The organism is Streptomyces sp. NPDC031225, assembly GCF_055570355.1.
This window is the reverse complement of sequence record NZ_JBVIHJ010000044.1, coordinates 1-24,834: the sequence shown is the minus strand read 5'-3', so window position 1 is coordinate 24,834 and position 24,834 is coordinate 1. Positions and strand designations below refer to the sequence as shown.

The window sequence follows — 24,834 nt, the reverse complement described above, 5'->3', positions numbered from 1 at the left end:
CCCCCCCCCCCCCCCCCCCCCCCCCCCCCCCCCCCCCCCCCCCCCCCCCCCCCCCCCCCCCCCCCCCCCCCCCCCCCCCCCCCCCCCCCCCCGCGGGGTCGAAGGGGCAGCGCCCCTGGGGATGGGACGGGTAGGGCGGCGGGGGCGAAAGAAGCCCGCCCCCGCCGCCCCGCACGCCCTACGCCAGCCCGGGCCCCCGCACGGGGATCGTCGTGAACGTCGGCGCAGGGGCGGGATCCTGGAAGAAGTCGTTGCCCTTGTCGTCGACGACCACGAAGGCGGGGAAGTCCTCGACCTCGATCTTCCAGACGGCCTCCATGCCGAGCTCCTCGTACTCGACGACCTCGACCTTCTTGATGCAGTCCTGGGCGAGCCGGGCGGCGGGGCCGCCGATGGAACCGAGGTAGAAGCCGCCATGGCTGTCGCACGCGTCGGTGACCTGCTTGCTGCGGTTGCCCTTGGCCAGCATCACCTTGGAGCCGCCCGCCGCCTGGAACTGCTCGACGTAGGAGTCCATGCGCCCGGCGGTCGTCGGACCGAACGAACCCGACGCGTAGCCCTCGGGGGTCTTCGCGGGGCCCGCGTAGTACACCGGATGGTCCTTGAGGTACTGCGGCATCTCCTCGCCCGCGTCGAGGCGCTCCTTGATCTTGGCGTGCGCGATGTCACGGGCCACGACCAGCGGGCCGGTGAGCGAGAGCCGCGTCTTCACCGGGTGCTTGGTCAGCTCCGCGAGGATGTCGTCCATCGGCTGGTTCAGGTCGATGCGGACCACGTCCGACGCCTCGTCGAGGTGCTCGTCGGTCGTCTCCGGCAGGAACCGCGCCGGGTCCGTCTCCAGCTGCTCCAGGAAGACGCCCTCCGCGGTGATCTTCGCGACGGCCTGGCGGTCGGCGGAGCAGGAGACGGCGATGGCGACCGGGCAGGACGCACCGTGCCGGGGCAGCCGTACGACCCGCACGTCGTGGCAGAAGTACTTGCCGCCGAACTGCGCGCCGATCCCGATCCTCTGCGTCAGCTCGAAGACCTTCTGCTCAAGCTCCTTGTCCCGGAAGCCGTGCCCGAGCTCCGAGCCCTCCGCCGGGATCTCGTCCAGGTAGTGCGCGGAGGCGTACTTGGCGGTCTTCAGCGCGTACTCGGCGGAGGTGCCGCCGACGACGATCGCCAGGTGGTACGGCGGGCAGGCGGCCGTACCGAGCGAACGGATCTTCTCCTCCAGGAACTTCATCATGGAGGCCTCGTTGAGGACGGCCTTCGTCTCCTGGTACAGGAAGGACTTGTTGGCCGAGCCGCCGCCCTTCGCCATGAACAGGAACTTGTACGCGCCGCCGTCGGTGGCGTACAGCTCGATCTGGGCGGGGAGGTTGGAGCCGGTGTTCTTCTCGTCCCACATGGTCAGCGGGGCCATCTGCGAGTAGCGCAGGTTGAGGTTCAGGTAGGCGTCGTAGATGCCCTGGGAGAGGGCCTCCTCGTCGCCGCCGGACGTCAGCACGTTCTGGCCGCGCTTGCCCATGACGATCGCCGTACCGGTGTCCTGGCACATCGGCAGGACACCCGCCGCGGCGATGTTGGCGTTCTTCAGCAGGTCCAGCGCCACGAACTTGTCGTTGCCGGACGCCTCGGGGTCGTCGATGATCCGGCGCAGCTGGGCGAGGTGCGCGGGCCGCAGATAGTGCTGGATGTCGTGGATGGCCTGCGCGGCGAGCTCGCGCAGCGCCTGCGGCTCCACCTTGAGGAAGGTCCGCCCGTCGGCCTCGAAGGTGGAGACACCCTCGGAGGTCACCAGCCGATAGGGGGTGGTGTCCTCTCCCATGGGGAGCAGATCGGTGTACGCGAACTCAGGCATCTCAGCCCATTCCTCACTCTGCGGACGGCCACCCGCCTCCGTCGGCGGGCCTCACCAGCCTAGAACCTGTCCAAGGACGGCAGCTTGTGAGGTAAGGCTCAGTTGGTCGCCCTGGAGGTGCCGGAGGTGTCCTGGCTGTTGTCCCGACAGTTGTCCACAGGGCTAGTCGCGATCTATCGCGTTTGGGTACGCTGCTGCCGTGGACCTTCAGAAGCCCGATCTGCAGAAGCACGCGGGCCCCGCGCTCGCACCGGCCGACCTGCGCGCCTCGGACGCCGACCGCGACCGTGTCGCCGACATCCTGCGCGAGGCCCTGGCCGAGGGCCGCCTCACCGCGGACGAGCACGCCGAGCGGGTCGAGGGGGTGCTGAGCGCCAAGACGGCGGGCGAGCTGGAGGTCTTCATCCGGGACCTGCCCGCGGCCCATGAGCGCCGTGCGGCCCCGGTCTGGACCCCGGCCCCCAACCGGCCGACCGACGCGATCCCCCACGACCCCGACGACAACGTGGTGGCGGTCTTCAGCGCCGCCGTCCGCAAGGGCCGCCGGCGCGCGGGCCGCCGCATCCACGCCTACGCGCTCTTCGGCAGCGTCGAGATCGATCTCAGCGAGGCGATCTTCGAGTACCGCCAGGTCGTGATCAAGGCGTTCGCGCTCTTCGGCAGCGTCGAGGTGCGCGTCCCGGAGAACGTCTCGCTGCGCGGCACGGGCGGCGGCATACTCGGCGCCTTCGAGGTGGACACCCTGGACTCGGCCGAGCCCGACGCGCCCGTGGTGTACATCGACGGCTGGGCGGTCCTCGGCAGCATCGAGGGGCGGCCCAAGCGCGGCAAGCTCGTCGCGGACATCCTCGACCGGGTGCATCGCGCGGTCGGCCACAAGCTCGACAGGAGTTTGCGCAAACACCTGGATCGTTGACGGTCGTGAATCCGGGCGTTCCCGGAACTCGCGGATCCGCCCCCGGGCGGCTCCCGGCGGCGCGCGCGACCATGCGGGATCCAGCGGTTCGGGACTCAGTGCATAGGCGCGCGCACAGCGGGTAGGGCTTGCTGCATCGTCTCTCGCTCGCGAAGCCGTCGTCAGGAGTAGACCGTGCTGCAACCGCCGCATTCGTCCCTGCAGGTCGCTGCCGTTCCGGCCCAGCGGGTGCCGGTGCGGGACAGGGACCAAGACGCTCCATGGCACACCGAGGCGGTGTGCCGGCGCGACGAGGCCGGCCTGTTCTTCGCCCCGTCCAAGGAACCCACCGCAGCCAGGCTCTCCCGCGAGGAGGCCGCGAAGCGGGTCTGCGCCCGCTGTCCGGTGATGGTGGAGTGCCGCGAACACGCCCTGCTGCAACCGGAGCCCTACGGCGTCTGGGGCGGCCTCACGGCGGCGGAACGCCGAGTCGTCCTGGCCCGCAGGCGCCGCCGCGAGATGGAGCTGAAGAACGCCTCAAGGGCGGCCCGCATAGCCCAGGCAGGCTGAACGAACAGCGAAAGGCGCCCCCACCGCACCGGGGGCGCCTTTTGAACGGGGCTCAGCGAAACGCACCGAGCCCCGCACACACCGGCTATTTGGCGCGATCGAAGTCGATCGCACTGTAGGCACGCAGCTTGCTGAGCCGGTGCTCGGAGTCGATCCGCCGGACCGTCCCCGACTTCGACCGCATCACGATCGAGTCGGTCGTCGCCGTCTCCGCGCGGTACCGCACGCCCCGGAGCAGCTCACCGTCGGTGATCCCGGTGGCCACGAAGAACACGTTCTCCCCGGACACCAGGTCGTCGGTGGTGAGGACCCGGTCCAGATCGTGCCCGGCGTCGATCGCCCGCGCCCGCTCCTCGTCGTCCTTGGGCCACAGCTTGCCCTGGATCGTCCCGCCGAGGCACTTCACGGCGCAGGCCGAGATGATGCCCTCGGGGGTGCCGCCGATGCCCAGCAGCAGGTCCACGCCGGTGCCTTCGCGCAGCGCGTAGATCGATCCCGCCACGTCACCGTCGGAGATCAGCTTGATCCGCGCGCCGGCCTCCCGGATCTCCTTGATGATCCCTTCGTGCCGGGGCCGGTCGAGGACGACCACGGTCACGTCCTCCGGAGTGACCCGCTTGGCCTTGGCGACCCGTCGGATGTTCACGGCGACCGGTGCGTCGATGTCGACGAAGTCCGCGGCCTCCGGGCCCGTGACCAGTTTGTCCATGTAGAAGACGGCGGACGGGTCGAACATCGACCCCCGGTCGGCCGCGGCCAGGACCGCGATCGCGTTCGGCATGCCCTTGGCGTTCAGCGTCGTCCCGTCGATCGGGTCGACGGCGATGTCGCACTCGGGCCCGGTCCCGTCGCCCACGCGCTCCCCGTTGAAGAGCATCGGGGCCTCGTCCTTCTCACCCTCGCCGATGACGACCACGCCGTTCATCGACACGGTGGAGACGAGGGACCGCATGGCGCGCACCGCGGCGCCGTCGGCGCCGTTCTTGTCGCCCCGGCCGACCCAGCGGCCCGCGGCCATCGCGGCGGCTTCGGTCACCCGGACCAGTTCCAGGGCGAGGTTGCGGTCGGGGGCCTCGGAGGGGACCTCGAGTTCGGACGGCAGATGATGATGCTCGGTCATCGGAGCGCACCTTTCTGATACGACGACGGCCGGATGAGGGTTCGACCGTCGACTCTATCGTCAGTCCGACAAAATGAGCAGGGGCCCCCACGGATGAGCGGACCGGGCACCTGCGACGATAGGGGGCGTGGCAGGTTCGAACGGCAAGCAGAAAACGGTCCGGGACATGATTCTGTCCCTGGGCCTGATCGGGATCGCGGCGGCGGTCATCTACGTGTTCATCCCGCACGACGACTCCGCTCCGGACGTCCAGAAGGTCGACTACCGCGTCGAGTTGCTCACGGCCCGCCGCGCGGCCTCCTACCCGGTGGCCGCGCCCGAAGGCCTGTCGGCCGACTGGAAGGCGACCTCGGTGCGCTTCCGGGCCGATGAGTTCGACGCCTGGCACCTGGGCTTCCAGGCCCCTGGCGGTGAGTACGTGCAGATCGAGCAGTCGACTCAGAAGCTGTCGACGTTCGCCGACGAGGCCAGCCAGGGCGGCGAGGCGACGAAGCGGACCCAGGAGATCGCGGGCCGCACCTGGACGCGGTACACGGGTGGCCGCTACGACGCCCTCGTGCACAGCGCCGACGGGGCGACGACGGTGGTCGCGGGTACGGGATCGTTCGCCCAGCTGGCCGAGATGGCGAAGTCGCTCAGGGCGGCGTGAGACGACGACGTGTGAAACCGACGGCGTGAGAAACGATGAGGGCCCGGCTGCCTGGCAGCCGGGCCCTCATCGTTTCTCACGCCGTCTCACACGGTGGTGACGACCTCGTCGTACGACAGACGCGGGGAGCGCGGGAACCAGGCGTCCTCGCCCGGCTTGCCGATGTTGACGACCATCAGCGGGGTGTGGTCGCCGTCCAGGAACTCCTTCTGGACGCCGGCGAAGTCGAGACCGGTCATCGGGCCGGCGGCGAGGCCCGCGGCGCGGACGCCGATGATGAAGTACGCGGCCTGGAGGGCGGCGTTCAGCCCGGCGGCACCCTCGCGGGCGGGGCGCTCGGCGAAGAAGAGGTCCTTGGCCTGCGGGAAGTGCGGGAAGAGCTCCGGCAGTTCCTCGTGGAACTCGTTGTCCGCGGAGAGGATCGCGACCAGCGGGGCGGTGGAGGTCTTCGGCTGGTTGCCCTCGGCCATGTGCTTGACCAGGCGCTCGCGGGCCTCGGCGGAACGGACCAGGGTGATGCGCAGCGGGCTCTGGTTGAAGGCCGTCGGGCCGTACTTGACCAGGTCGTAGATCGCCTGGACCTGCTCGTCGGTCACCGGCTCGTCGGTGAAGGTGTTCGCGGTGCGGGCCTCGCGGAACAGCAGGTCCTGGGCGGCGGGGTCAAGAACGAGAGACATGCGGGAACCTTCTCGGAGAGTGCGTCGGCCCCAGAAACGGACCGTGGACCGGTTGACGTCTCCGAAGGTACGCGAACTAAGTTCAACCTTCAACAAAAAACGGGGTGTGGTGATCCGCTTCACAGATCACCCGGCAGACGCCCCGGCCCATATCCCGGTACCGCTCCCGGTACCGCGACGTGCGGTCGCTACTCGGAGTCGCCCTCGTCGGCCGCCACTTCCTCGGCGAGCGCCGCGTCCAGCCGCTCCCGCGCCCCGTCCAGCCAGCGCCGGCACACCTTCGCCAGCTCCTCGCCCCGCTCCCAGAGCGCCAGGGACTCCTCCAGCGTCGTACCGCCCGCCTCCAGCCGCCGTACGACCTCGATCAGCTCGTCCCGCGCCTGCTCGTACCCGAGCGTCTCTTCCGCCACCTTGCTGGTCATCCGCCCACCCTATGCATCGACTCGGACAGTGAACTCACCCTCGGCCACCCGCGCCCGCAGGGTCTCCTCCCCGGTCACCTCGTCCGGCGCCCGCACCACATGCCCGTCGGCCTTCTGCAGCACCGCGTACCCGCGCTGGAGCGTCGCGGCGGGGGAGAGGGCCACCACGCGTGCGTGCGTGTGCGTCAGCTCGGAGTCGGCGCGGTCGAGCAGATGGCCCAGGGTGCGGCGGCCGCGGTCGGTGAGGGAGGCCACGTGGTCCGCGCGCTCGTCGATCATCCGGTGCGGATCCTGTATCGACGGCCGCGCGAGCGCGTGCGCCAGGCCACGCTCCTCCCGCTGCAGAAGCGCCTCCACACAGCGCCGCGCACGATCCCGCAGCGCCTGCACGCGCTCGTACTCCTCCCCGACATCCGGTACGACCTTCTTGGCGGCGTCCGTCGGTGTGGACGCCCGCACGTCGGCGACGTAGTCGAGCAGCGGGGTGTCCGGCTCGTGCCCGATCGCGGAGACGACCGGGGTACGGCAGGACGCGACCGCCCGCACCAGCTGCTCGTCGGAGAACGGCAGCAGATCCTCCACGCTGCCCCCGCCGCGCGCCACGATGATCACGTCCACGTCGTCCAGCGCGTCGAGCTCCTTGACCGCCTGCACGACCTGCGGGACGGCGTGCACCCCCTGCACCGGGACGTTGCGCACCTCGAAGCGGACGGCAGGCCAGCGGTGCCTGGCGTTCTCCAGGACGTCCCGCTCGGCCGCCGAGGCGCGACCGCAGACCAGCCCGATCAACTGCGGCAGGAACGGCAGCGGCTTCTTGCGCTCCGGCGCGAACAGCCCCTCCGCGGCGAGGGACTTCTTCAGCTGCTCCAGCCGGGCGAGCAGCTCACCGACGCCAACGGGCTTTATCTCGGTGGCCCGCAGCGAGAGCTGCCCCCGCGGCGCGTACCACTCCGGCTTCGCGAGTACGACGACCCGGGCGCCCTCGCTGACGACATCGGCGACGTCGTCGAAGACCTGGCGGAAGCAGGTCACGCTCACCGAGATGTCGTACGACGGGTCGCGCAGCGTGAGGAACACGACACCGGCACCCGGGCGCCGGGAGAGCTGGGTGATCTGCCCCTCGACCCACACGGCGCCGAGGCGGTCGATCCAGCCGCCGATGAGCCGCGACACCTCGCCGACGGGCAGGGGCGCTTCGGGAGTCGAGTTCACAGCCATGCCGCGAGCGTAACGTCCGGCTACGACAACGCACCGTCACCGCAGGGGAACCAGGGCCTGTGCGGCGGATCATGCCCATGTCGCGGGGTCCGGGACGCACTCGACATTCATACGTGCGGGAGGGGCAGCCCTGTCTGCGGGAAGGAGCCCGTCTGCGGGAGCCGGCGTCCGGCGACCACGCCGACGTCGTGGGTCCGGGACGCGCTCGGTTTCGCCGGTGCGGGCATTCGGCCCGTCTGCTGGAGGTGCCTGTCCGGCGGGCCAGGCCGGCGTGGTGGACGCGTTCGGTTTCGTTCGTGCGGGAGGGGCGCTTTCCGGAGTCGGGCTTCTGACGGCCGCCCCCCGCTCCACGCTGCCGGGCACGGCAGGGAGGGCAGCGCGCAGTCGCCTACAGGCCGCCCGATCCACCGGACAGGCCCTGACGGTCGCGCTGGGCGAACAGCACCCCGAGTCCGGCCACCAGCCACACCGCGCCCACCACCTGAGCCGCCCCCGACGCCTCCACGATCACCGCCACCGTGATCGCCGCCCCGACCGACGGCACCAGCACATGCCGCCACCCGACCACCGGCCCGCCGCGCTTCTGGACCGCGAACCAGCCGACCACACTCGCGTGCAGCAGCGTGAAGGCCGTCAGGGCGCCGATGTCGACCACGGACACCAGGTGGTCCATGCCGTCGTCACGGCGGGCCGCCCACACCGCCGCGACCAGGGTGATCACGGCCGCGCACAGCAGCGCCACGCGCGGCACGCCCGAGTCCGTCCTCGCCAGCGCGCGCGGCAGGCGCCGGTCGCGGCCCATCGCGAACAGCAGCCGCCCGGCCGCCGCCTGGCCCGCCAGTGCCGCGAAGGCCGCGCCGATCGCCTTGCTGACGGCCACCAGATCGTGCAGCCAGGTGCCGACCGAGGAGTCCACGGCGTCGTAGAAGGCGGATCCCTGCCTGCCCGGGTCCGCCGCGAACTGGGCCGAGGTCGTCGGGTCCAACAGGGCCACCAGGTAGGCCTGCGCGACGAACAGCACACCCGCGAGCGCCAGACAGAACAGCACCGCGCGGGCGACCTTCTCCGAACCGCCCGTGACCTCCTCCGCGAACGAGGCGATCGCGTCGAAGCCCAGGTACGACAGGACGGCCACCGACACCGCGCCGATCACCGCCGACAGCGCGAACGGGCCCTGGGAGCCGTCCCCGGACAGCGGCGACAGCCAGCCGCGCTCCGCGCCGTCACGCGCCAGGACCACGATCGCGGACACCGTGAAGACCAGCAGGACCACGATCTCCAGCGCCAGCACCAGGAAGCCCACCCGGGCCGCGGCCCGGACGCCCCACAGGTTGAGCAGGGTCGTGACGACGACCGCCAGAGCCGTCCACACCCAGCGGGAGACCTCGGGGACCAGGGAGTTCATCGCGATACCGGAGAACAGGTACGCCACGGCCGGGATCAGCAGATAGTCCAGCATCGCCATCCAGCCCGCGACGAACCCGGCCTCCTTGCCGAGCCCCGCGCGCGCGTACGCGAACACCGACCCCGCCTGGGGGACGACCCGCACCATCTGCGCGTAACTGAACGCGGTGAACGCCATCGCCACGGTGGCGAACACATAGACGAGGGCGACCGCCCCGTGCGACTTCGCGTCCAGGGTGCCGTAGACACCGACGGGGGCCATGGGGGCGATGAACAGCAGTCCGTAGACGACGAGGTCCCGGAAGCCGAGGCTGCGCCGCAGGCCGCCGTGTTCCTCCACGGCCGCAGGGTCCGCCGTGCCGGTACCGGACATCGTGCCTCCACCTGTGCCTCGCCCGCCCCGCCCCTCACATGTCCTGGTCAGTCTTCCCGGGAAGGTCATGCGCACGCGATCTTTGACCGGCCGAACGCGGCCTTACGATGGGACGCATGACTGCTTCGTCCGGCCGCCGTGTCCTGCTCGCCGCCCCCCGGGGCTACTGCGCGGGCGTGGACCGCGCAGTGATCGCCGTCGAGAAAGCCCTGGAGCAGTACGGCGCTCCGGTGTACGTCCGACACGAGATCGTCCACAACAAGTACGTCGTCCAGACCCTGGAGAAGAAGGGCGCCATCTTCGTCGAGCGGACGGAGGAGGTCCCCGAGGGGAACATCGTCATGTTCTCCGCGCACGGCGTCGCCCCCGTCGTGCACGAGGAGGCCGCGCGGGGCAGGCTCGCCACCATCGACGCGACCTGCCCGCTGGTCACCAAGGTCCACAAGGAAGCCGTCCGCTTCGCCAACGAGGACTACGACATCCTCCTGATCGGGCACGAGGGCCACGAGGAGGTCATCGGCACCTCCGGCGAGGCCCCCGACCACATCACCATCGTCGACGGCCCGGCCGACGTCGCCAAGGTCGAGGTGCGCGACCCGTCGAGGATCGTGTGGCTGTCCCAGACGACGTTGAGCGTGGACGAGACGATGGAGACCGTCGACGCCCTCAAGGAGAAGTTCCCGCAGCTCATCTCCCCGCCCAGCGACGACATCTGCTACGCCACGCAGAACCGTCAGCTCGCGGTGAAGCAGATGGGCGCCGAGGCCGAGCTGGTCATCGTGGTGGGCTCGCGCAACTCCTCCAACTCCGTGCGGCTCGTCGAGGTCGCCAAGCTGGCCGGCTCCCGCGAGGCACACCTCGTGGACTTCGCCGCCGAGATCGACGAGGCCTGGCTTGAGGGCGTGACCACGGTCGGTGTGACCTCGGGCGCGTCGGTACCGGAGGTGCTGGTCGAGGAGGTCCTGGAGTGGCTGTCGCAGCGCGGCTACGGCGACGTGGAACTCGTGAAGGCGGCTGAGGAGTCCATCACCTTCTCGCTGCCGAAGGAGCTGCGCCGCGACCTGCGCGAGGAGGCGGCGGCGCTGGTCGCGCAGCGTAAGGGGGTCTCCGGCGCCTCTGTCGCCCCGGGAACCTCGGATACCGCGGGTGCCGCGGGTGCCTCGGGTACCTCGGGGGAGTGACTGTCAGTCCTTCGTCGTAACGTAGGGCCATGCAGATCTTCGGCTTGGACATCGGCGGATCCGGGATCAAGGGCGCCCCTGTGGACCTGGACAAGGGCGACCTGGCCCTGGAGCGCCACAAGGTGCTCACCCCGCACCCGGCGACACCCGACAGCGTCGCCGACGGGGTCAAGCAGGTCGTGGACCACTTCGGGTGGACGGGTCCGGTCGGGCTGACCTTCCCGGGCGTGGTCACCGGCGGATCGCACATCCGCACGGCGGCCAACGTCGACAAGAGCTGGATCGACACCGACGCGCGCACGCTGTTCAGCGAGCGGCTCGGGGGCCTCCCCGTCACCGTGGTCAACGACGCGGACGCGGCGGGCGTCGCCGAGATGAACTTCGGCGCGGGCAAGGACCGCAAGGGCACCGTCATCCTGCTCACCCTCGGCACCGGCATCGGCAGCGCGGTCTTCGTCGACGGCGTCCTGGTCCCCAACACCGAGCTGGGTCACCTCGAACTCCACGGCCACGACGCCGAGAAGCGGGCCTCCAGCAAGGCCAGGGAGGACGAGGAGCTCACGTGGGAGCACTGGGCCCGCCGCGTCCAGAAGTACCTCGCCCACGTGGAGATGCTGTTCTCGCCCGAGCTGTTCATCATCGGCGGCGGCGTCAGCCGTAAGTCCGAGAAGTTCCTGCCCCACATCGAGGGCATCAAGGCCGAGATCGTCCCGGCGCAGTTGCAGAACAACGCGGGGATCGTGGGAGCGGCGATGCGGGCGGTGCAGGAGTAGGGGTCTGCGAGGGAGCGGGGCGCGGGTACCGGGCGCCGGGTGGGCCCGACGTGCCCGGCTCCCGGCTCCCGGTGTGGTGGTCGGCGTCAGCGGGTGCGGCGTCGTACCAGATGGACCCGGCGGACCCGGCGGACCAGCACGATGAGGCCGGTGGCCAGGGTGCCGGCGTAGAGCCAGCCCGCCTGGGTGGCGAGGGCGGTGAACAGGCCCATCAGGTGCCCCGACATGCCGTCGCCGGTGTCCGCGACGGGGAGCAGGCCGACGGCGAAGGCGATCGGGACGACGATAGGCGCGGTCAGCAGGTCGGCCCGGCGGATCCAGACCGCCGTCAGCACGCAGACGGGCAGGAACAGCACGCCGTACACCGTGAGCGAGGGTCCGAGCAGCAGCGAGACCAGACAGCCGAGCGCGAACATCACCGTCGTGCAGAACAGCCCGCCGCCGAGTCCGGTGAGCCGGGGATCGGGCAGTCTCCGCAGCGTCCGGACCACGGGAGGCGCGGGGCGGCGGGCCGCCGGCGGCCGGCGCTCACCGCGGGCCTGCGCAGGCAGCGGCGCTGCCGGTACTCCCGGTGCTCCACGTCGTGTTCCGTTGTGCGGGGGGCGTGTCCTGTGTTGCTCCACTGGACCAACTTAGGTCTGTTTATGTGCGCAATCGGCTCTCAGACACGCCGTGGGAAAGACCTTGGCCATGCGTTCGAGAGGTCCGCCGGAGCGGGGCCGGGCAGCCCGTAAACTGGGGGATCGGCCGGTCTGCCGGCCCCTGGCCCGCCCAGGACGGGTACCGGCCCCCTGGCCCTCTCACTACGGGAAGTCGCAACGTGTCGCTCACGATCGGAATCGTCGGTCTGCCGAATGTCGGCAAGTCGACCCTGTTCAACGCCCTGACCAAGAACGACGTGCTGGCGGCCAACTACCCGTTCGCCACGATCGAGCCGAACGTCGGCGTGGTGGGCGTCCCGGACCCGCGCCTGACGAAACTGGCCGAGATCTTCTCCTCCCAGAAGATCCTCCCGGCGACCGTCGACTTCGTCGACATCGCGGGCATCGTGAAGGGCGCCTCGGAGGGCGAGGGCCTGGGTAACAAGTTCCTCGCGAACATCCGCGAGTCGGACGCGATCTGCCAGGTCATCCGCGCCTTCCAGGACGAGAACGTCGTGCATGTCGACGGCAAGGTCTCGCCGAAGGACGACATCGAGACGATCAACACCGAGCTGATCCTCGCGGACCTCCAGACGATCGAGAAGGTCCTGCCGCGCCTTCAGCGGGAGTCGCGCATCAAGAAGGACATCGGTCCGAAGGTCGCCGCGGTCGAAGGGGCGAAGGAGATCCTGGAGAAGGGCGACACCCTGTTCTCCGCGGGCATCGTCCAGGGCTCCGGCAACGAGGAACTCCTCCACGACCTGCACCTCCTCACCACCAAGCCCTTCCTCTACGTCTTCAACGTCGACGAGGACGAACTGGTCGACGAGGACTTCAAGGCCGAGCAGCGCGCCCTGGTCGCCCCCGCCGAGGCGATCTTCCTCAACGCCAAGCTGGAGGCGGACCTCGCCGAGCTCGACGAGGAGGAAGCGATGGAGCTTCTGTCGTCGGTCGGTGTCGAGGAGCCCGGCATGGCCACCCTCGCCCGCGTCGGCTTCGACACCCTCGGCCTCCAGACCTACCTGACGGCCGGCCCCAAGGAATCCCGCGCCTGGACCATCAAGAAGGGCGCCACCGCCCCCGAGGCCGCCGGTGTCATCCACACCGACTTCCAGAAGGGCTTCATCAAGGCGGAGGTCATCTCCTTCGACGACCTGGTGGAAACCGGCTCGGTGGCGGAGGCCCGGGCGAAGGGCAAGGCGCGCATGGAGGGCAAGGAGTACGTGATGCAGGACGGGGATGTGGTGGAGTTCCGCTTCAACGTCTAGCGGGTGAGACATCACCACGTCACCGATCCTGGCACGTATGTGGATCAGAGGGGCCTGACTCTTCGGGGGTCGGGCCCCTGGCGGCTTTCCGTGCTGGTCATCGACGAGATGCCGTACCTGATGGATGCCGATGGTGCCTTCCAGGGGATGCTGCAACGGGCGTGGCCGGTTCCGCCGTGCTCCCCACCACGACAGGGCCCCTCCCCGCCGCGCCGCCACGCTCGGCCCCATCCGCGTCGCCGTCTCCGGGCAGAGGTCGTCCGGGCGGTGGCAGGATGCGGGGAGGGTGAGGAAGGGGCGGGGAGCGTGGGGCGTGGTGAGCGGGACGCGGTGGCGAGGGGAACGCGACTGTACGAGGCGGCCCAGGCGGTGGTCGCCGACCACGGCAGGGCGGTCGAGGCGGCGCGGGCCGCGCTGAAGCCGATCAACGACGCGGCCGTGAAGCGGGAGCTGGACGCCATCCCCGCCGCCCGGCTGCAGGACGTCACCGAAGGGCGCCTGCGGCTGGGGAGTGTCGAGAAGAGCGGGCTGCGCACGGTGGGAAGTGTGCTGGAGGCGGGGCCCTACCGGCTGCGGCAGATTCCCGGGGTCGGGCAGCGCACCGCCGACCAGATGCTCGCCGCCGCCCACCGGCTCTCCGAGGCTGCGCACGAGACCGTGGCCGTCCACATCGACGTGGACCGGCCGGAACCGCGCACCACCGCGCTCGTCATGGCCCTGCATGTACTGGTGGAGGCCGGGCCGGACGCTCGGCGTGCGGTCGACCGGGCCGCCGACCTGTCGAAACGGCTCGGCCCTGCACTCGCCGACGCCAGGCCCGCCGCCGGACGGATCCGGATGCTGCTGGCGGGCCAGGAGAAGAAGGCCCGCGTGTCGGCGGCGGTCACCGAGGTCCGGTCCCTGGTGGACGAGGCCGAGCAGACGGACCTGCCCGGGCTGCTCGCCCAGGCTTCGGTGGACCTGCTCCGGGCGCCCTCGTCCGACCTCGCGGCCTGGGTGGACTTCGAGCTCCGTTCCGCCGAGTACTACAGCCTGCTCGCCGAGATCTCCGGGCGGCTGCCGGACGCGGCCGCCGCCGAGGGCTTCCTGCCCGACGAGATCGCCGAACGAGTACGGACCCAGCACCTCGACGACACGCACCGGCGGGTCTCGCTGCGCGGCTACCAGGCGTTCGGCGCACGGTTCGCGCTCGCGCAGCGCAAGGTGATACTCGGCGACGAGATGGGACTCGGCAAGACCATCCAGGCGATCGCCGTGCTCGCACACCTGGCCGCCGGGGGCGAGAGCCACTTCATCGTCGTCTGCCCGGCGAGCGTCCTGGTGAACTGGACCCGGGAGATCGAGGCCCGCAGCGCCCTGCGGGTCATGGTGCTCCACGGTCCCGACCGGCACCTCGCGTTCGCCGACTGGAAGGGCCGGGGCGGGGTCGGGGTGACCACGTTCGACGCGCTGCGCGGTTTTCCCACGCCGGGCGGCGGCGAGGTCGGACTGCTCGTGGTCGACGAGGCGCACTCCGTGAAGAACCCGAAGGCCAAGCGGTCCCAGGCGGTCGCCGGGTGGGCGGAGCGCTGCGGGCGCACCCTGTTCATGACCGGGACCCCGATGGAGAACCGGGTCGTGGAGTTCCGCAACCTGGTCCGGATGCTCGACGGCGACGTCGCGGACTCCCTCGGCGAACGGGACGCGCTGGCCGGGTCGGTCACCTTCCGCAAGGCCGTCGCCCCGGTCTACCTGCGGCGCAACCAGGACGACGTGCTGACGGAACTCCCGAGCCTCCAGCAGACCGACGAGTGGGAGGAGCTGAGCGCGTCGGACGAGGAGGCGTACCGGGACGCCGTGCGCGCGGGCAACTTCATGGCGATGCGCCGGGCCGCCTACCTGCGCCCCGAGAAGTCGGCCAAGCTGAACCGGCTGCGGGAGATCGTCCAGGAGGCCGGCGAGAACGGGCAGAAGACGGTGGTCTTCTCCTATTTCAAGGACGTACTGCGCGTGGTGAGCGAAGCACTGAGCGCGGAACTCACCGCGGGCACCGCCGTGTTCGGGCCGCTCACCGGAGGCGTCCCGGCCGGGCGACGGCAGCAGCTCGTCGACGACTTCGCCGGTGCTCCGGGCCCCGCGGTGCTCCTGGCGCAGATCCAGGCGGCGGGCATCGGCCTCAACATGCAGGCCGCGTCCGTCGTCGTCCTCTGCGAACCGCAGATCAAGCCGACCGTCGAACACCAGGCGGTGGCCCGGGCGCACCGCATGGGCCAGGTCAGGCCGGTACGTGTGTACCGCCTCCTCGCCACCGGGGGTGTCGACGAACGCATGGTGAGGATGCTGGAGGCCAAGACCCGCCTGTTCGACGCCTACGCCCGCCGCAGCGCCCTGGCCGAAGCCACCCCGGACGCGGTCGACGTCTCGGACACCGAGCTCGCCCGGCGGATCGTCGAGGAGGAACAGGCCCGTCTGGGCATGGCGGACGAGAGGGTCGCGGCGGCCGAATGAGCCGCCCCGACTCGAGCACTCGGCCGGCCGCATCCGGCAGGCCGTCAGGGTGTCGCGTACGGCATCGTCGCACCGCTCGGTTCACGCCCCGCCCTTGCCGACCGCCCGCGTGCCGTGGACTCAGGTGCCGATCCAGGTCGGACGCGGGGCACAGTCACACCGCGCCCGTCACCGCCCGGCACGCCTGCGTGTACCCCCGCACCAGCGCCCGCTCCCCGTCCTCCCTTCGCCAGGCCAGGGCGTACCTGCTCGGCCCGATACCCCGTACCGGCCGGGTGACCACCCCGCCCAGGGTGATCAGCGGGGCGTTGCCGGCGGCCACGAGGCAGACGCCCAGGCCTGCGACGAGGGCCTCGTACGTCTCCTCCGTGCCGGCGATCTCCGCGCCGATTCGGGGCGGGCGGCCGGACCGTTCGTCGCGGGCGAGCCAGAAGTCACGCACGGGGCCCGCGCTCGGCGGCAGGGCGAGGAAGGGCTCGTCGGCCAGGTCGGCGAAGTCGACCTCCTCGCGGGCGGCGAGCGGGTGGGTGCCGGGGAGGGCGACCAGGCGGGGCTCCTCGGCCACCACGGTCCACGCGTAGCGCTCCGCGTCGGGCAGCGGCAGCCAGACGAACGCGACCTCCGTCCCGCCGTCGGCCAGGCCCGCGGTCGGGTCCTGCCAACCGATCTGCCGCAGCCGTACGACCGCCTCCGGATGCGCGGCCGTGAAGCGGGAACGGATCGCCGGGAGCAGCCCGCCGCGGCCGGGGCTGGTGCTCATGCCCACCACGAGCGTCCCGCGCCCCGCCGCCCGGGCCGCCGCCATCGCACCGTCCGCCGCCGCCCAGGCCGCCAGTACCCGCCGGGCGTGCGGCAGCAGCGCCTCCCCGGCCTCCGTGAGCAGCACACCGCGCCCCTCCCGCCGGAACAGGTCCACGCCCAACTGCCGCTCCAGCGCCCGGATCTGCTTGCTCAGCGCGGGCTGCGACACGTACAGCCGCCCAGCCGCGCGCGTGAAGTGCAGCTCCTCGGCCACGGCCAGGAAGTACCGCAGATCGCGTACGTGCACATCGGTCGTCATAGCCATCGGTTATCACCTTGGGTCTTGGACGGGCAACCGGCTTCGGCAGCACGCTGGTTCGTGGGAAAGCCGACAAGAGTCGAAAAGAGGCCCTCATGAACAAGGTGTGGCTGATCACGGGCGCGAGCAGTGGGTTCGGCCGGGCGATCGCCGAGGCGGCCCTGGCCGACGGGGACGTCGTGGTGGGCGCCGCCCGCAGGCCCGAGGCGCTGGACGACCTCGTGGCCGCTTACCCCGACCAGCTGGAGGCACTGCGCCTGGACGTGACCGACACGGCAGCGGCGGAGGCCGCCGTACGGGACGTGGTGAGCCGGCACGGGCGGATCGACGTACTGGTCAACAACGCGGGCCGCACCCATGTCGGAGCCTTCGAGGAGACCACCGACGACGAGCTGCGCCAGCTGTTCGACCTGCATGTGTTCGGTCCTGCGGCACTCGCACGGGCGGTGCTCCCGGCCATGCGCGAACGCCGCTCGGGCGCGATCGTGCAGCTGAGCAGCATGGGCGGGCAGCTGTCCTTCGCGGGGTTCTCCGCGTACAGCGCAACGAAGTTCGCCCTGGAGGGCATGTCCGAGGCGCTCGCCGACGAGGTGCGCGAATACGGCATCAAGGTGCTGATCGTGGAGCCGGGAGCCTTCCGCACCGCGCTGTTCGACGCGAGCCGGGCGGGGATCAGTGCCGACAGCGGCCTCTACGGCAAGGTGAGCGAGACCCGGGGGTTCGTCTCCGGCGGCGACGGCACCCAGGCCGGCGATCCCGCGAAGGCGGCGGCCCTGATCCGGGCCGCGCTCGACGCCGAGGAGACCCCGCTGCGGCTGCCCCTGGGCGAGGACGCGGTGACGGCCGTACTCGACCACCTCGACGGCGTACGGGCCGACGTCACCGCCTGGGAGAAGAGCACCCGGGCCACGGCTTTCGACGACTGAGAGGGGAGAGCCTCCTCAGGCCAGGTCGAGCCGGATCGTCGCGCCGTCCGGGACGCCATGCACCTGCTGGGCGATCGGCCCCCGGACGCGCATCGCGGTGACCGCGTCCTTGACCGCGAAGTTGTCGAAGTCATAGCCACCGCCGCCGACGAAGAACTGCAGCGGTACCAGCCGTTCGCCGGGCTCCAGCGCGCCGTTCTCGCGCTGGAAGGCGTAGGCGAAGGAGGCGGCGGCGTTGACGTCGGGGTCGGCGAGGAGCCAGGCCGCCCAGGACTCCAGGCTGTCACCGAGCTCCGTGACGTCGGCGGTCTCGGGGTCGAAGCGGACCACCTTCTCGCCGCCGACCACGGCGAACTGGGTGCCGAAGATGTCCTGGCCGAAGCAGAACTGGTCGTCGGCCAGCCCGCCGTAGGTGTCCTTCCAGGCGTCGTCGGTGTTCCAGTGGAGCATGTCGTGGCCGAGGCCCTCCTCGCCGACCCGGAAGACCTGCACCCCGGCGTTGAACAGGAAGAAGCCGTTCATACGGGAGATCACCTGGCCGAGCTCGGCCAGCGGGCCGCTCTCGAAGCCGAAGTCGAGGTCGATCGCGGGGCCCAGCGGGCCGCGGGCCCGGCCCAGGAGCTGCTCCAGTGCGCTGTCGGTGGTCATGCGTTCGTCTCCGCTGCCTCGGGGCCGATCGGTCGGGTCAGATAGTGGGCGCGTACCCGCTCGGTCGCGACCGACCGCAGGGCGGGCTGGAGAACGGGAGCATCGGGGACCGCGTCCCACTTCGCGTACGGCCACCACCGGCCGTGCGCCGCCAGCAGCATGCTCTCACCTCGCGCGATGTCCCCCCGGGTGCCGTACCAGCCCGCCAGCCAGGTGCAGATGGCGAACTGCTCCGGTGTCTCACCGCTCGCCTCGGCCAGGTCGTGGGCGCGCTCGAAGTCGTTGACCTTGGCCAGGGCCTGCCAGACCACCCGCTTCTGCCCCGCGTCCAGTGTGCCGAAGTCCCGCTCGACGAGATCGGCGCCGATGACACCGTCCAGCGGCCGGGCCGGGCCGCCCCAGTCCGCGTGGTTGGGCAACAGTTCCTCGACGGGCCGCCCGGGCACCTCCTCGGCCAGCCACAGCAGGTCGTCGCCCAGCACCCGCCCCTCGGGGACCCGGGCGGCCAGGGCGGTCAGGCGCGGCCCGGCCGGGATGCCGGCATGGGCCTGGGCGGCCAGGAGGGCCACCCCGAACGGCATGTCCTGGTCGCACAGCTCACCGCCGAGCGGCCCGTCCCGGAGGATCAGGGCCTCGGCGAGCTCGGCGGCCTCGGCGAAACGGTCGTACCAGAAAAGGATCTGTACGGCGGCGGCGGCGGCCTCCCAGGCGTCCGCGGTCCCGGCCGCGTCCGAGCCGGTGGCCAGCTCCTGGAGCCGGGGCAGAAGTTCGCCGAACCTGCCCTGCCGGGCCCGGGCAATCAGCTCCTCGGCCGCGTTCATGGGGACTCGCTCCTGTCGTGCCGGTGGTACCTGGGGGCCTATCTGATGGTGATCTTGATTCTGGTCCCGTCGGGGAGCCCGCGCAGGGCGCTGCCCATACTCGATCCCGAACCACCATTATCAGGCTGCGGAATGTACTTCACGCTGGCCCCGGTACCGCCCTCCTTGAACATGGCCGGCGGGTACTCGTCGCGGTCGTCCGGCGGCCGGGTGTCGATGCCCCGCAGGGAGTTCGCGCGGTTGTCGTCGGCGTTGGGCTTGTCGATGGTCAGGACGGACGGCTTGGGACGGCCCTGGCGGTAGGTGTCGCCGCGCCAGATCTGGCCGCTCTGGGCCTCCTCGATGTGCGCGGCCGACTCCGGGTACTTGGTGCGGTTCACCACCAGTTCCGCGTCGTAGTCGCCCGGCACGCCGACGGCGTTCGACAGCTCGGTGCGGGCGTCGGCCTGCTGGACGAGCCGCTTGCGGGAACCCGGGCCGGTCTCGCCGTGGTTCTTGGCGATCTTCTCGGCGAGCGCGGTGATCTCCTTTTTGTGGGCGTCGTCGGCGTCGGTGATGTTCTTGACCACCTTCTCCGTGCCCCTGCCGGCCTGCCGGTACATGTCGCTGACGGCGTGCGCGGCCTCCTTGCTCAGCTTGACGCCGATCTTCTGCGCCGCTTCCTCCAGCGCCTTGGCTATGGGATGGCTCAACTGAACGACACCCCCGCGGTCGCCCTGGCCATCACATCGGCGTGTCCGGCGACGTCGTCCGCGTGCGCGTGCAGTTTGGCCGCCATCTGCCGCATGCCTTCCGGATGGACCTGGAAGTAGCTGCCCGCGCCGGCGCCGGACGTCCCTCCCAGCGCCGACTGGACACCTTCGAAGACCAGGCCGCGCAGGGCCTGCTCCACCACCGCCTCCAGCGGTGCGACCGCCTTGGCCGTGAGGTCGGCGACGAGCCGCCCCTCCAGCTCCTGGAGGATCCCGTTGACGACCCTCTTCGTCGCCTCGATGATCAGGACCTCGGCGGCCTCGGCGGCGCCGAACGTCAGAACGGCCGCGGCCTGGTCGGCGACGAACTCGGCCGCCAGGACGCCCAGTTCGACCAGTACGGCGGTCTTGGCGACGACGACGGCATCGGCGGCGACCTCCAGCGCGACCGCCACGGCCCCGCAGACCTCGACCATCTCGGTCATGTGGTCGGAGGACATCGCGGTCCACCGCTCGGCCAACTGCCGGTAGGAGTCCGCGTCGTAGTGCTCGGCCAGCTCGCGCACGGTGGCCGTGGCCGCCTGGTGCGAGCTGTCGATGTTGCCGGCGAACGTCCGCACATGCCCGGCGAACTCGCGCACCTTGTCCTCGTTCACCTGAGGCCAGTTGACGCCGATCAGGTTCATCACCCAGACCAGCTCGTCGGGCAACTCGATGGCCACGTATACCCCGTTCACCCGTGTGCCGTCAGCAGACAAAGACTGTAATCGCCGACGAACAGGGTTTCCTTTGGTGAACTTATGTTCCGAGCAAAGGAATCCCCACGGTTCGCCCACCCGGCCCGCCGGCACCACGGCCGTCTCGAAGCCCGGCGCGCCGAAGCGGGCCGGGGCGGACCGCCGGGAGGAGCCGTTCGCCCGACACCGTCGTCGTCACCTCCGATGTCGGCCACTGAGGAGCGGCGCACGGCCGTTCCGCGGCAGCTCCCGCCGAGCACACCGGTCCCGGCTGCCAGTTCCTGACCTACCGTCATATAGCGGTCGCCGAACAGGAGATGGAAGCCGCCGACGTTCTTGCCGGGCGCCCTCACTTCGGTGACCCGGCCGATGCCGGAACAGTGCTGGGCGTTCTGGCCGACCGCGTGCTCGCCGTGTCCGGGCGGCACGGGAGCGGGTCCGTGGTCCGGCGGCACACGGCCGGTCTCCCGCACGCCCCGGGGCGCCTCCTCCTCCCGGTCCACAGCCCGAGAACCGCGTCCACTGCGTGTGCGTTCGCCATCGTCGGCAGCAACTTCCCTGCCCCCGCGGCCACTTCGACCGGCGGGAGCCCCACGGTCGCCGCCGGTCCGTGCCGTGCCGTACCCGCCCCCATGTCGGCCTGGAAGCCGACGGTGGCTGCACCCCGGCCGCCGAGGGGACCGTGTCCCCGGAACCCGTCCCGCCCGCGGTGCCGTGCAGCCCGTTCACCGCCCGGACCGTTGCACCCGGAATCGGCATTCCGCCCCGCCCGCCCCACGCATACCATGCGCCCTGTCGCACGTCAGTTCCCCGACACTGCCTGAACCAGGAGCACGTACCCGTGTCCATACCCCCGCCCCCTGGGCCGCACCAGCCCGACCCCGCCCAGGGGCCGTCCCCGGCCCCGAACCCGTACGGGCCGCCACCTCAGGGACAGCAGCCGCAGGGGCCGCAGCCGTACGGACAGCCGTACGGACAGCCCTACGGCGCACCGCCGTACCAGGGCTGGGGGCAGGGGTACGGCCCCCAGCCCCGCCCGACATCGGTCAACGGCCTCGCCGTCGCCTCCCTGGTGCTCGGCGTCCTGTGCTGCTTCCCGGCGCTGGGGCTGTTGACGGGCGTGATCGCGCTGGTGCAGATCAAGAAGAAGGGGCAGTCCGGCAAGGGGCTGGCGATCGCCGGGTCGATCCTGTCGTCGCTGGGACTCGCCCTGTGGGTGACGGTGCTCGCCACCGGCGGAGTGTCCACGGCGTGGGACGAGTTCAAGAAGGGCGCGACCGAGGACACGGCCTTCTCGGTGGTGAAGGGCCAGTGCTTCGACGCGCCGGGGGAGTCCCTCGACGGTCTCACCTACGACGTCGACCAGGTGCCCTGCGCGGGCGAGCACGAGGGCGAGGTGTTCGGCGAGTTCCGGATGACCGGCTCCGTCTTCCCGGGGGACAGCGCGGTCTCCGACGCCGCCGACAGGTGTTACCCGCTCCAGGACGCCTACGCCATGGACACCTGGGCGCTCCCCAAGAACGTCGACGTGTACTACTTCGGCCCCACCCGCCAGAGCTGGCGCCTCGGCGACCGCGCGGTCACCTGCATCTTCGGCAACACCGACGGGGCCGGCACCCTGACCGGCTCACTGCGCGCCGACGCGACCACGCTCGACACGTACCAGGTGGCCTTCCTGAAGTCCCTCAACGCCGTGGACGGCGTGCTGTGGGAGGAGCCCGAGGACTACCCGGAGGACGATCTGCCGGGCTACCGGGACTGGTCGCTGGACATGTACGACAGCCTCGACGCCCAGGTCAAGGCGCTGCGCGCGCACTCCTGGCCGGCCGGGGCCGCCAAGCCCGTCGCGGCCCTGGTGAAGGACATGGAGGACGCGCGCGACGAGTGGGCGTGGGCGTCCGCCGCGGCCGCGGACGACGACGCGGACCGTTTCTACACCCACTACGACAAGGGCTACGAGTACGTCGACGGTGCCAGCACGGTCACCGCACGCAAAGCTCTGGGGCTGGCCACCGACCCGCCCACGTACGACGACGGTGAGGACTCCGGGGCCACCGACGCGACCGGCGGCGGACTCGATGTGTGATCGCCCCCATAGCGGGGAGAAAGTGCCTGCGTAAAGCCCGCCACGGGAACATGTCATCACATCGAGTGATTCTCTGGCCTTTGCTTGCATGGTCGAACCCACGGTTGCCAGGCTGTTGCTGTCTGTACAACCTGATGGGAGCGGCCAGTGACATTCGGTGAGCAGCCGGCGTACCTGCGTGTCGCGGGTGATCTCCGCCAGAAGATCACCGACGGTTCGCTGCCGCCACACACCCGCCTGCCGTCCCAGGCGAGGATCCGCGAGGAGTACGGCGTCTCGGACACCGTCGCGCTGGAGGCGCGCAAGGTGCTGATGGCCGAGGGGCTGGTCGAGGGCCGGTCCGGCTCCGGGACGTACGTCCGCGAGCAGCCCGTGCCCCGCCGGATCGCCCGCTCCGGCTACCGCCCGGCCTCCGGCGCCACGCCCTTCCGGCAGGAGCAGGCCGACGGGGAGGGGCGCGGCACCTGGGAGTCCAGCAGCGCCCAGACGGAGGCCTCCGTCGCCATCGCCGAGCGGCTCGGCCTGCGGCCCGGCGACCGCGTCATGTGCACGAAGTACGTCTTCCGGGAGGCCGGTGAGCCGATCATGCTCTCCACCTCCTGGGAGCCCCTCGCGGTCACCGGGCGCACCCCCGTGATGCTCCCCGAGGAGGGCCCCCTCGGCGGCATGGGGGTCGTCGAGCGCATGGCCGCCATCGACGTCGTCGTGGACAACGTCACCGAGGAGGTCGGCGCCCGGCCCGGCCTGGCCGAGGAGCTGCTCGCGCTGGGTGGTGTGCCTGGCCATGTCGTCCTCGTGGTCCATCGCACCTACTACGCCTCGGGCCGCCCGGTGGAGACGGCCGACGTGGTCATCCCGGCCGACCGTTACCAGGTCGCGTACCACCTTCCGGTGAAGTAGCGCGCGCCCCGGGGAGGTTGCCCCGGGCGAACACTCAACGGGGCTGCAGGCGAACATCGTTCGAATTCGGCCGTTCTCGCAGCTCGGCACAGTCGTCCCCGGGCTGCCGCTGACCGGAGTCATCGCCCTCCACCGGGGGCGTGTTCACCGCTGCGCGCCCCCGGTGCGGGAGTCCGTCCTGGCTGGTTGCGTACCTCTTTGTGAAAACGCGTGTTCGCTGAGTAAAGGTTGGGCGTAGGCTCGGGCATATGCGGATTGCGGTTTCCTTATCGGGTGGGGCTCGACGCAGGTCGGGAAGGGGCGGTGGGGCGCTATGAACGACGGCACGATCACGCTTCCCTGGCTCGTCATACGACAGGACGACAACGGCAATCGCTACCGCGTGGGCAGGTATGCGACCAGGTCGGAGGCCCAGAAGATCGCGGACAGCCTGGATTCCCGCGGCCACAAACAGCTCTACTGGGTCGAGCGCGTCGGCGCGAACGGTTCGAGTTCCGCCGACTGAGCCCACCCCCGTCCGGAGCCCGCGGCTCCCGTAGGCTCCGGCGCATGACGGAACGGATCGTGGTGGTGGCGGCCGCCCTGTACGACGGTGACCGCCTCCTCGCAGCCCGCCGCAGCGCACCCCCCGAACTCGCCGGGCGCTGGGAGCTGCCGGGCGGCAAGGTGGAGCAGGGCGAGGCGCCCCAAGCGGCACTCGCGCGTGAGCTCCAAGAGGAACTGGGTGTGCAGGCGCAGGTCATGGACCGCGTCCCCGGCGAATGGCCGCTGAGATCTCCGTACGTCCTCCAGGCGTGGACGGCCCGTCTCCTCCCGTCCTCCCCGGACCCCAAGCCCCTGCAGGACCACGACGAACTGCGCTGGCTGACGCCGGATGAGATCTGGGACGTGAACTGGCTCGACCAGGACGTCCCGGCGGTCCGCGAGGTCGCCAGGGGGGCGGGGCTCCGGTAGAGGTGCGGTCGGTCGGCGAGAGCAGCCGCAGCAAGCCGCCCCGCCGCGTCAGCGCGAGCAGCCGAAGCAAGCCCGCACGCACCGCCCCACGGTGAAGCGGGCGGCAAGCCCGCACGCGCCGCCCCACGGTGAAGCGGGCGGCAAGCCCGCACGTGCCGCCCCACGGTGAAGCGGGCGGCAAGCCCGCACGTGCCGCCCCACGGTGAAGCCGGCAGCAGCCCCGCACGCGCCCCACGCCGTAACCCGCACTCGCCCGGCGACGCAACCCGCACCCCCTCGGGCCGTAACCCGCACTCGCCCGGCGACGCAACCCGCCCCCGCCCGGGCCGCAACCCGCACCCGAGCCCGTAGGTACCCCGCCCTCACCCGCGGAGCGCACCGTCCCCGTCTTAGAGGTCCTAACAGAAGTTGTTGATCATGTGACTGTCGGCGTGGTTCCTCGTTGGTCTTGCCGTGGGGAAAAGGGAGTCGCGGCCGTGGGTCGTC

24 protein-coding genes are annotated in these 24,834 nt (G+C 71.1%); 12 read left to right on the top strand and 12 right to left on the bottom strand.

What is annotated here, in order from left to right; all coding sequences use genetic code 11:
• Positions 1–178 precede the first annotated feature (178 nt).
• A complete protein-coding gene (locus tag ACZ48Z_RS42610) occupies positions 179–1,846 on the bottom strand; it encodes a fumarate hydratase (RefSeq protein ID WP_468741318.1) in 1,668 nt (555 codons plus the stop codon).
• A 199-nt stretch (positions 1,847–2,045) separates the two neighbouring features.
• Between ACZ48Z_RS42610 and ACZ48Z_RS42605 the strand changes: the two genes are divergently transcribed.
• Positions 2,046–2,762, top strand: coding sequence for a DUF1707 SHOCT-like domain-containing protein (locus ACZ48Z_RS42605; RefSeq protein ID WP_468741317.1), 717 nt, complete (start codon positions 2,046–2,048; stop codon positions 2,760–2,762).
• Between the two features lie 174 nt (positions 2,763–2,936).
• Complete coding sequence (locus tag ACZ48Z_RS42600; RefSeq protein WP_468741316.1) at positions 2,937–3,311, top strand: WhiB family transcriptional regulator; 375 nt, start codon at positions 2,937–2,939, stop codon at positions 3,309–3,311.
• Positions 3,312–3,396: 85 nt separating this feature from the next.
• Here the strand turns inward: ACZ48Z_RS42600 and glpX are convergent, their stop codons facing one another.
• Positions 3,397–4,431 carry a class II fructose-bisphosphatase gene (gene glpX, locus ACZ48Z_RS42595; protein WP_468741315.1) on the bottom strand — a complete coding sequence of 345 codons (1,035 nt, stop codon included), beginning with the start codon at positions 4,429–4,431 and terminating at the stop codon, positions 3,397–3,399.
• 127 nt (positions 4,432–4,558) lie between these two features.
• On the opposite strand from glpX, the gene ACZ48Z_RS42590 reads away from it, so the two are divergent.
• Complete coding sequence (locus ACZ48Z_RS42590) at positions 4,559–5,080, top strand: DUF4245 domain-containing protein (RefSeq protein ID WP_468741314.1); 522 nt, start codon at positions 4,559–4,561, stop codon at positions 5,078–5,080.
• Positions 5,081–5,166: 86 nt separating this feature from the next.
• On the opposite strand, the gene ACZ48Z_RS42585 is transcribed toward ACZ48Z_RS42590, so the two are convergent.
• The 4 genes from ACZ48Z_RS42585 to ACZ48Z_RS42570 all read right to left on the bottom strand — a co-directional run bounded on the left by ACZ48Z_RS42585 (position 5,167) and on the right by ACZ48Z_RS42570 (position 9,174).
• Entirely contained in the window at positions 5,167–5,757 is a 591-nt protein-coding gene (locus ACZ48Z_RS42585; RefSeq protein WP_468741313.1) for a malonic semialdehyde reductase, read from the bottom strand.
• A gap of 188 nt (positions 5,758–5,945) precedes the next feature.
• Positions 5,946–6,179: an exodeoxyribonuclease VII small subunit gene (locus ACZ48Z_RS42580; protein ID WP_468741312.1), complete on the bottom strand. Its 234-nt coding sequence runs from the start codon at positions 6,177–6,179 to the stop codon at positions 5,946–5,948.
• A 9-nt stretch (positions 6,180–6,188) separates the two neighbouring features.
• On the bottom strand, positions 6,189–7,397 hold the full coding sequence (gene xseA, locus ACZ48Z_RS42575; RefSeq protein ID WP_468741311.1) for an exodeoxyribonuclease VII large subunit: 1,209 nt from the start codon (positions 7,395–7,397) through the stop codon (positions 6,189–6,191).
• 388 nt (positions 7,398–7,785) lie between these two features.
• A complete protein-coding gene (locus ACZ48Z_RS42570) occupies positions 7,786–9,174 on the bottom strand; it encodes an APC family permease (protein ID WP_468741310.1) in 1,389 nt (462 codons plus the stop codon).
• 107 nt (positions 9,175–9,281) lie between these two features.
• Between ACZ48Z_RS42570 and ACZ48Z_RS42565 the strand changes: the two genes are divergently transcribed.
• Positions 9,282–10,355, top strand: a complete 1,074-nt coding sequence (locus tag ACZ48Z_RS42565; protein ID WP_468741309.1) for a 4-hydroxy-3-methylbut-2-enyl diphosphate reductase — start codon at positions 9,282–9,284, stop codon at positions 10,353–10,355.
• A 29-nt stretch (positions 10,356–10,384) separates the two neighbouring features.
• The gene (ppgK, locus tag ACZ48Z_RS42560) at positions 10,385–11,128 is read left to right on the top strand and encodes a polyphosphate--glucose phosphotransferase (protein WP_468741308.1); all 744 of its coding nucleotides are present in this window, start codon (positions 10,385–10,387) and stop codon (positions 11,126–11,128) included.
• A gap of 86 nt (positions 11,129–11,214) precedes the next feature.
• Here the strand turns inward: ppgK and ACZ48Z_RS42555 are convergent, their stop codons facing one another.
• Entirely contained in the window at positions 11,215–11,751 is a 537-nt protein-coding gene (locus tag ACZ48Z_RS42555; protein WP_468741307.1) for a DUF6542 domain-containing protein, read from the bottom strand.
• A 197-nt stretch (positions 11,752–11,948) separates the two neighbouring features.
• Here ACZ48Z_RS42555 and ychF point away from each other — a divergent pair, with 197 nt between their 5' ends.
• Entirely contained in the window at positions 11,949–13,037 is a 1,089-nt protein-coding gene (gene ychF / locus ACZ48Z_RS42550; RefSeq protein WP_468741306.1) for a redox-regulated ATPase YchF, read from the top strand.
• 306 nt (positions 13,038–13,343) lie between these two features.
• On the top strand, positions 13,344–15,524 hold the full coding sequence (locus ACZ48Z_RS42545; RefSeq protein WP_468741305.1) for a DEAD/DEAH box helicase: 2,181 nt from the start codon (positions 13,344–13,346) through the stop codon (positions 15,522–15,524).
• A 154-nt stretch (positions 15,525–15,678) separates the two neighbouring features.
• Here ACZ48Z_RS42545 and ACZ48Z_RS42540 read toward each other — a convergent pair whose 3' ends face one another.
• Positions 15,679–16,590: a LysR family transcriptional regulator gene (locus tag ACZ48Z_RS42540; protein WP_468741304.1), complete on the bottom strand. Its 912-nt coding sequence runs from the start codon at positions 16,588–16,590 to the stop codon at positions 15,679–15,681.
• 89 nt (positions 16,591–16,679) lie between these two features.
• On the opposite strand from ACZ48Z_RS42540, the gene ACZ48Z_RS42535 reads away from it, so the two are divergent.
• The gene (locus ACZ48Z_RS42535) at positions 16,680–17,510 is read left to right on the top strand and encodes an oxidoreductase (protein WP_468741303.1); all 831 of its coding nucleotides are present in this window, start codon (positions 16,680–16,682) and stop codon (positions 17,508–17,510) included.
• A gap of 15 nt (positions 17,511–17,525) precedes the next feature.
• Here the strand turns inward: ACZ48Z_RS42535 and ACZ48Z_RS42530 are convergent, their stop codons facing one another.
• From ACZ48Z_RS42530 to ACZ48Z_RS42515, 4 genes are read right to left on the bottom strand one after another with little or no spacing between them, the layout of a single operon-like run.
• Complete coding sequence (locus ACZ48Z_RS42530) at positions 17,526–18,158, bottom strand: SMI1/KNR4 family protein (RefSeq protein WP_468741302.1); 633 nt, start codon at positions 18,156–18,158, stop codon at positions 17,526–17,528.
• Positions 18,155–18,979 (bottom strand): hypothetical protein, encoded by an 825-nt coding sequence (locus ACZ48Z_RS42525; protein WP_468741301.1) that lies wholly within the window; start codon positions 18,977–18,979, stop codon positions 18,155–18,157. The genes ACZ48Z_RS42530 and ACZ48Z_RS42525 overlap by 4 nt, the downstream gene beginning before the upstream one ends.
• Positions 18,980–19,017: 38 nt before the next feature.
• A complete protein-coding gene (locus ACZ48Z_RS42520) occupies positions 19,018–19,671 on the bottom strand; it encodes a NucA/NucB deoxyribonuclease domain-containing protein (RefSeq protein WP_468741300.1) in 654 nt (217 codons plus the stop codon).
• Positions 19,668–20,408, bottom strand: a complete 741-nt coding sequence (locus tag ACZ48Z_RS42515; protein WP_468741299.1) for a WXG100-like domain-containing protein — start codon at positions 20,406–20,408, stop codon at positions 19,668–19,670. The genes ACZ48Z_RS42520 and ACZ48Z_RS42515 overlap by 4 nt, the downstream gene beginning before the upstream one ends.
• A gap of 841 nt (positions 20,409–21,249) precedes the next feature.
• Between ACZ48Z_RS42515 and ACZ48Z_RS42510 the strand changes: the two genes are divergently transcribed.
• From ACZ48Z_RS42510 to ACZ48Z_RS42495, 4 genes are all read left to right on the top strand, one after another.
• Complete coding sequence (locus ACZ48Z_RS42510) at positions 21,250–22,494, top strand: DUF4190 domain-containing protein (protein ID WP_468741298.1); 1,245 nt, start codon at positions 21,250–21,252, stop codon at positions 22,492–22,494.
• 147 nt (positions 22,495–22,641) lie between these two features.
• Positions 22,642–23,394: a GntR family transcriptional regulator gene (locus ACZ48Z_RS42505; protein ID WP_468741297.1), complete on the top strand. Its 753-nt coding sequence runs from the start codon at positions 22,642–22,644 to the stop codon at positions 23,392–23,394.
• Positions 23,395–23,707: 313 nt separating this feature from the next.
• A complete protein-coding gene (locus tag ACZ48Z_RS42500; protein ID WP_468741296.1) occupies positions 23,708–23,899 on the top strand; it encodes an SPOR domain-containing protein in 192 nt (63 codons plus the stop codon).
• A 44-nt stretch (positions 23,900–23,943) separates the two neighbouring features.
• Positions 23,944–24,348, top strand: a complete 405-nt coding sequence (locus ACZ48Z_RS42495; RefSeq protein ID WP_468741295.1) for a (deoxy)nucleoside triphosphate pyrophosphohydrolase — start codon at positions 23,944–23,946, stop codon at positions 24,346–24,348.
• Positions 24,349–24,834: the final 486 nt, after the last annotated feature.

Excerpts from the sequence above, each read along its gene's own strand:
- ACZ48Z_RS42565 (WP_468741309.1), top strand. The coding sequence starts at position 9,282 with ATGGGACGCATGACTGCTTCGTCCGGCCGCCGTGTCCTGCTCGCCGCC.
- ACZ48Z_RS42495 (WP_468741295.1), top strand. The coding sequence starts at position 23,944 with ATGACGGAACGGATCGTGGTGGTGGCGGCCGCCCTGTACGACGGTGAC.
- ppgK (WP_468741308.1), top strand. The coding sequence starts at position 10,385 with ATGCAGATCTTCGGCTTGGACATCGGCGGATCCGGGATCAAGGGCGCC.
- ACZ48Z_RS42580 (WP_468741312.1), bottom strand. The coding sequence starts at position 6,179 with ATGACCAGCAAGGTGGCGGAAGAGACGCTCGGGTACGAGCAGGCGCGG.
- xseA (WP_468741311.1), bottom strand. The coding sequence starts at position 7,397 with ATGGCTGTGAACTCGACTCCCGAAGCGCCCCTGCCCGTCGGCGAGGTG.
- ACZ48Z_RS42570 (WP_468741310.1), bottom strand. The coding sequence starts at position 9,174 with ATGTCCGGTACCGGCACGGCGGACCCTGCGGCCGTGGAGGAACACGGC.
- ACZ48Z_RS42525 (WP_468741301.1), bottom strand. The coding sequence starts at position 18,979 with ATGAACGCGGCCGAGGAGCTGATTGCCCGGGCCCGGCAGGGCAGGTTC.
- ACZ48Z_RS42610 (WP_468741318.1), bottom strand. The coding sequence starts at position 1,846 with ATGCCTGAGTTCGCGTACACCGATCTGCTCCCCATGGGAGAGGACACC.
- ACZ48Z_RS42500 (WP_468741296.1), top strand. The coding sequence starts at position 23,708 with ATGAACGACGGCACGATCACGCTTCCCTGGCTCGTCATACGACAGGAC.
- glpX (WP_468741315.1), bottom strand. The coding sequence starts at position 4,431 with ATGACCGAGCATCATCATCTGCCGTCCGAACTCGAGGTCCCCTCCGAG.
- ACZ48Z_RS42535 (WP_468741303.1), top strand. The coding sequence starts at position 16,680 with ATGAACAAGGTGTGGCTGATCACGGGCGCGAGCAGTGGGTTCGGCCGG.
- ACZ48Z_RS42540 (WP_468741304.1), bottom strand. The coding sequence starts at position 16,590 with ATGGCTATGACGACCGATGTGCACGTACGCGATCTGCGGTACTTCCTG.
- ACZ48Z_RS42530 (WP_468741302.1), bottom strand. The coding sequence starts at position 18,158 with ATGACCACCGACAGCGCACTGGAGCAGCTCCTGGGCCGGGCCCGCGGC.
- ACZ48Z_RS42585 (WP_468741313.1), bottom strand. The coding sequence starts at position 5,757 with ATGTCTCTCGTTCTTGACCCCGCCGCCCAGGACCTGCTGTTCCGCGAG.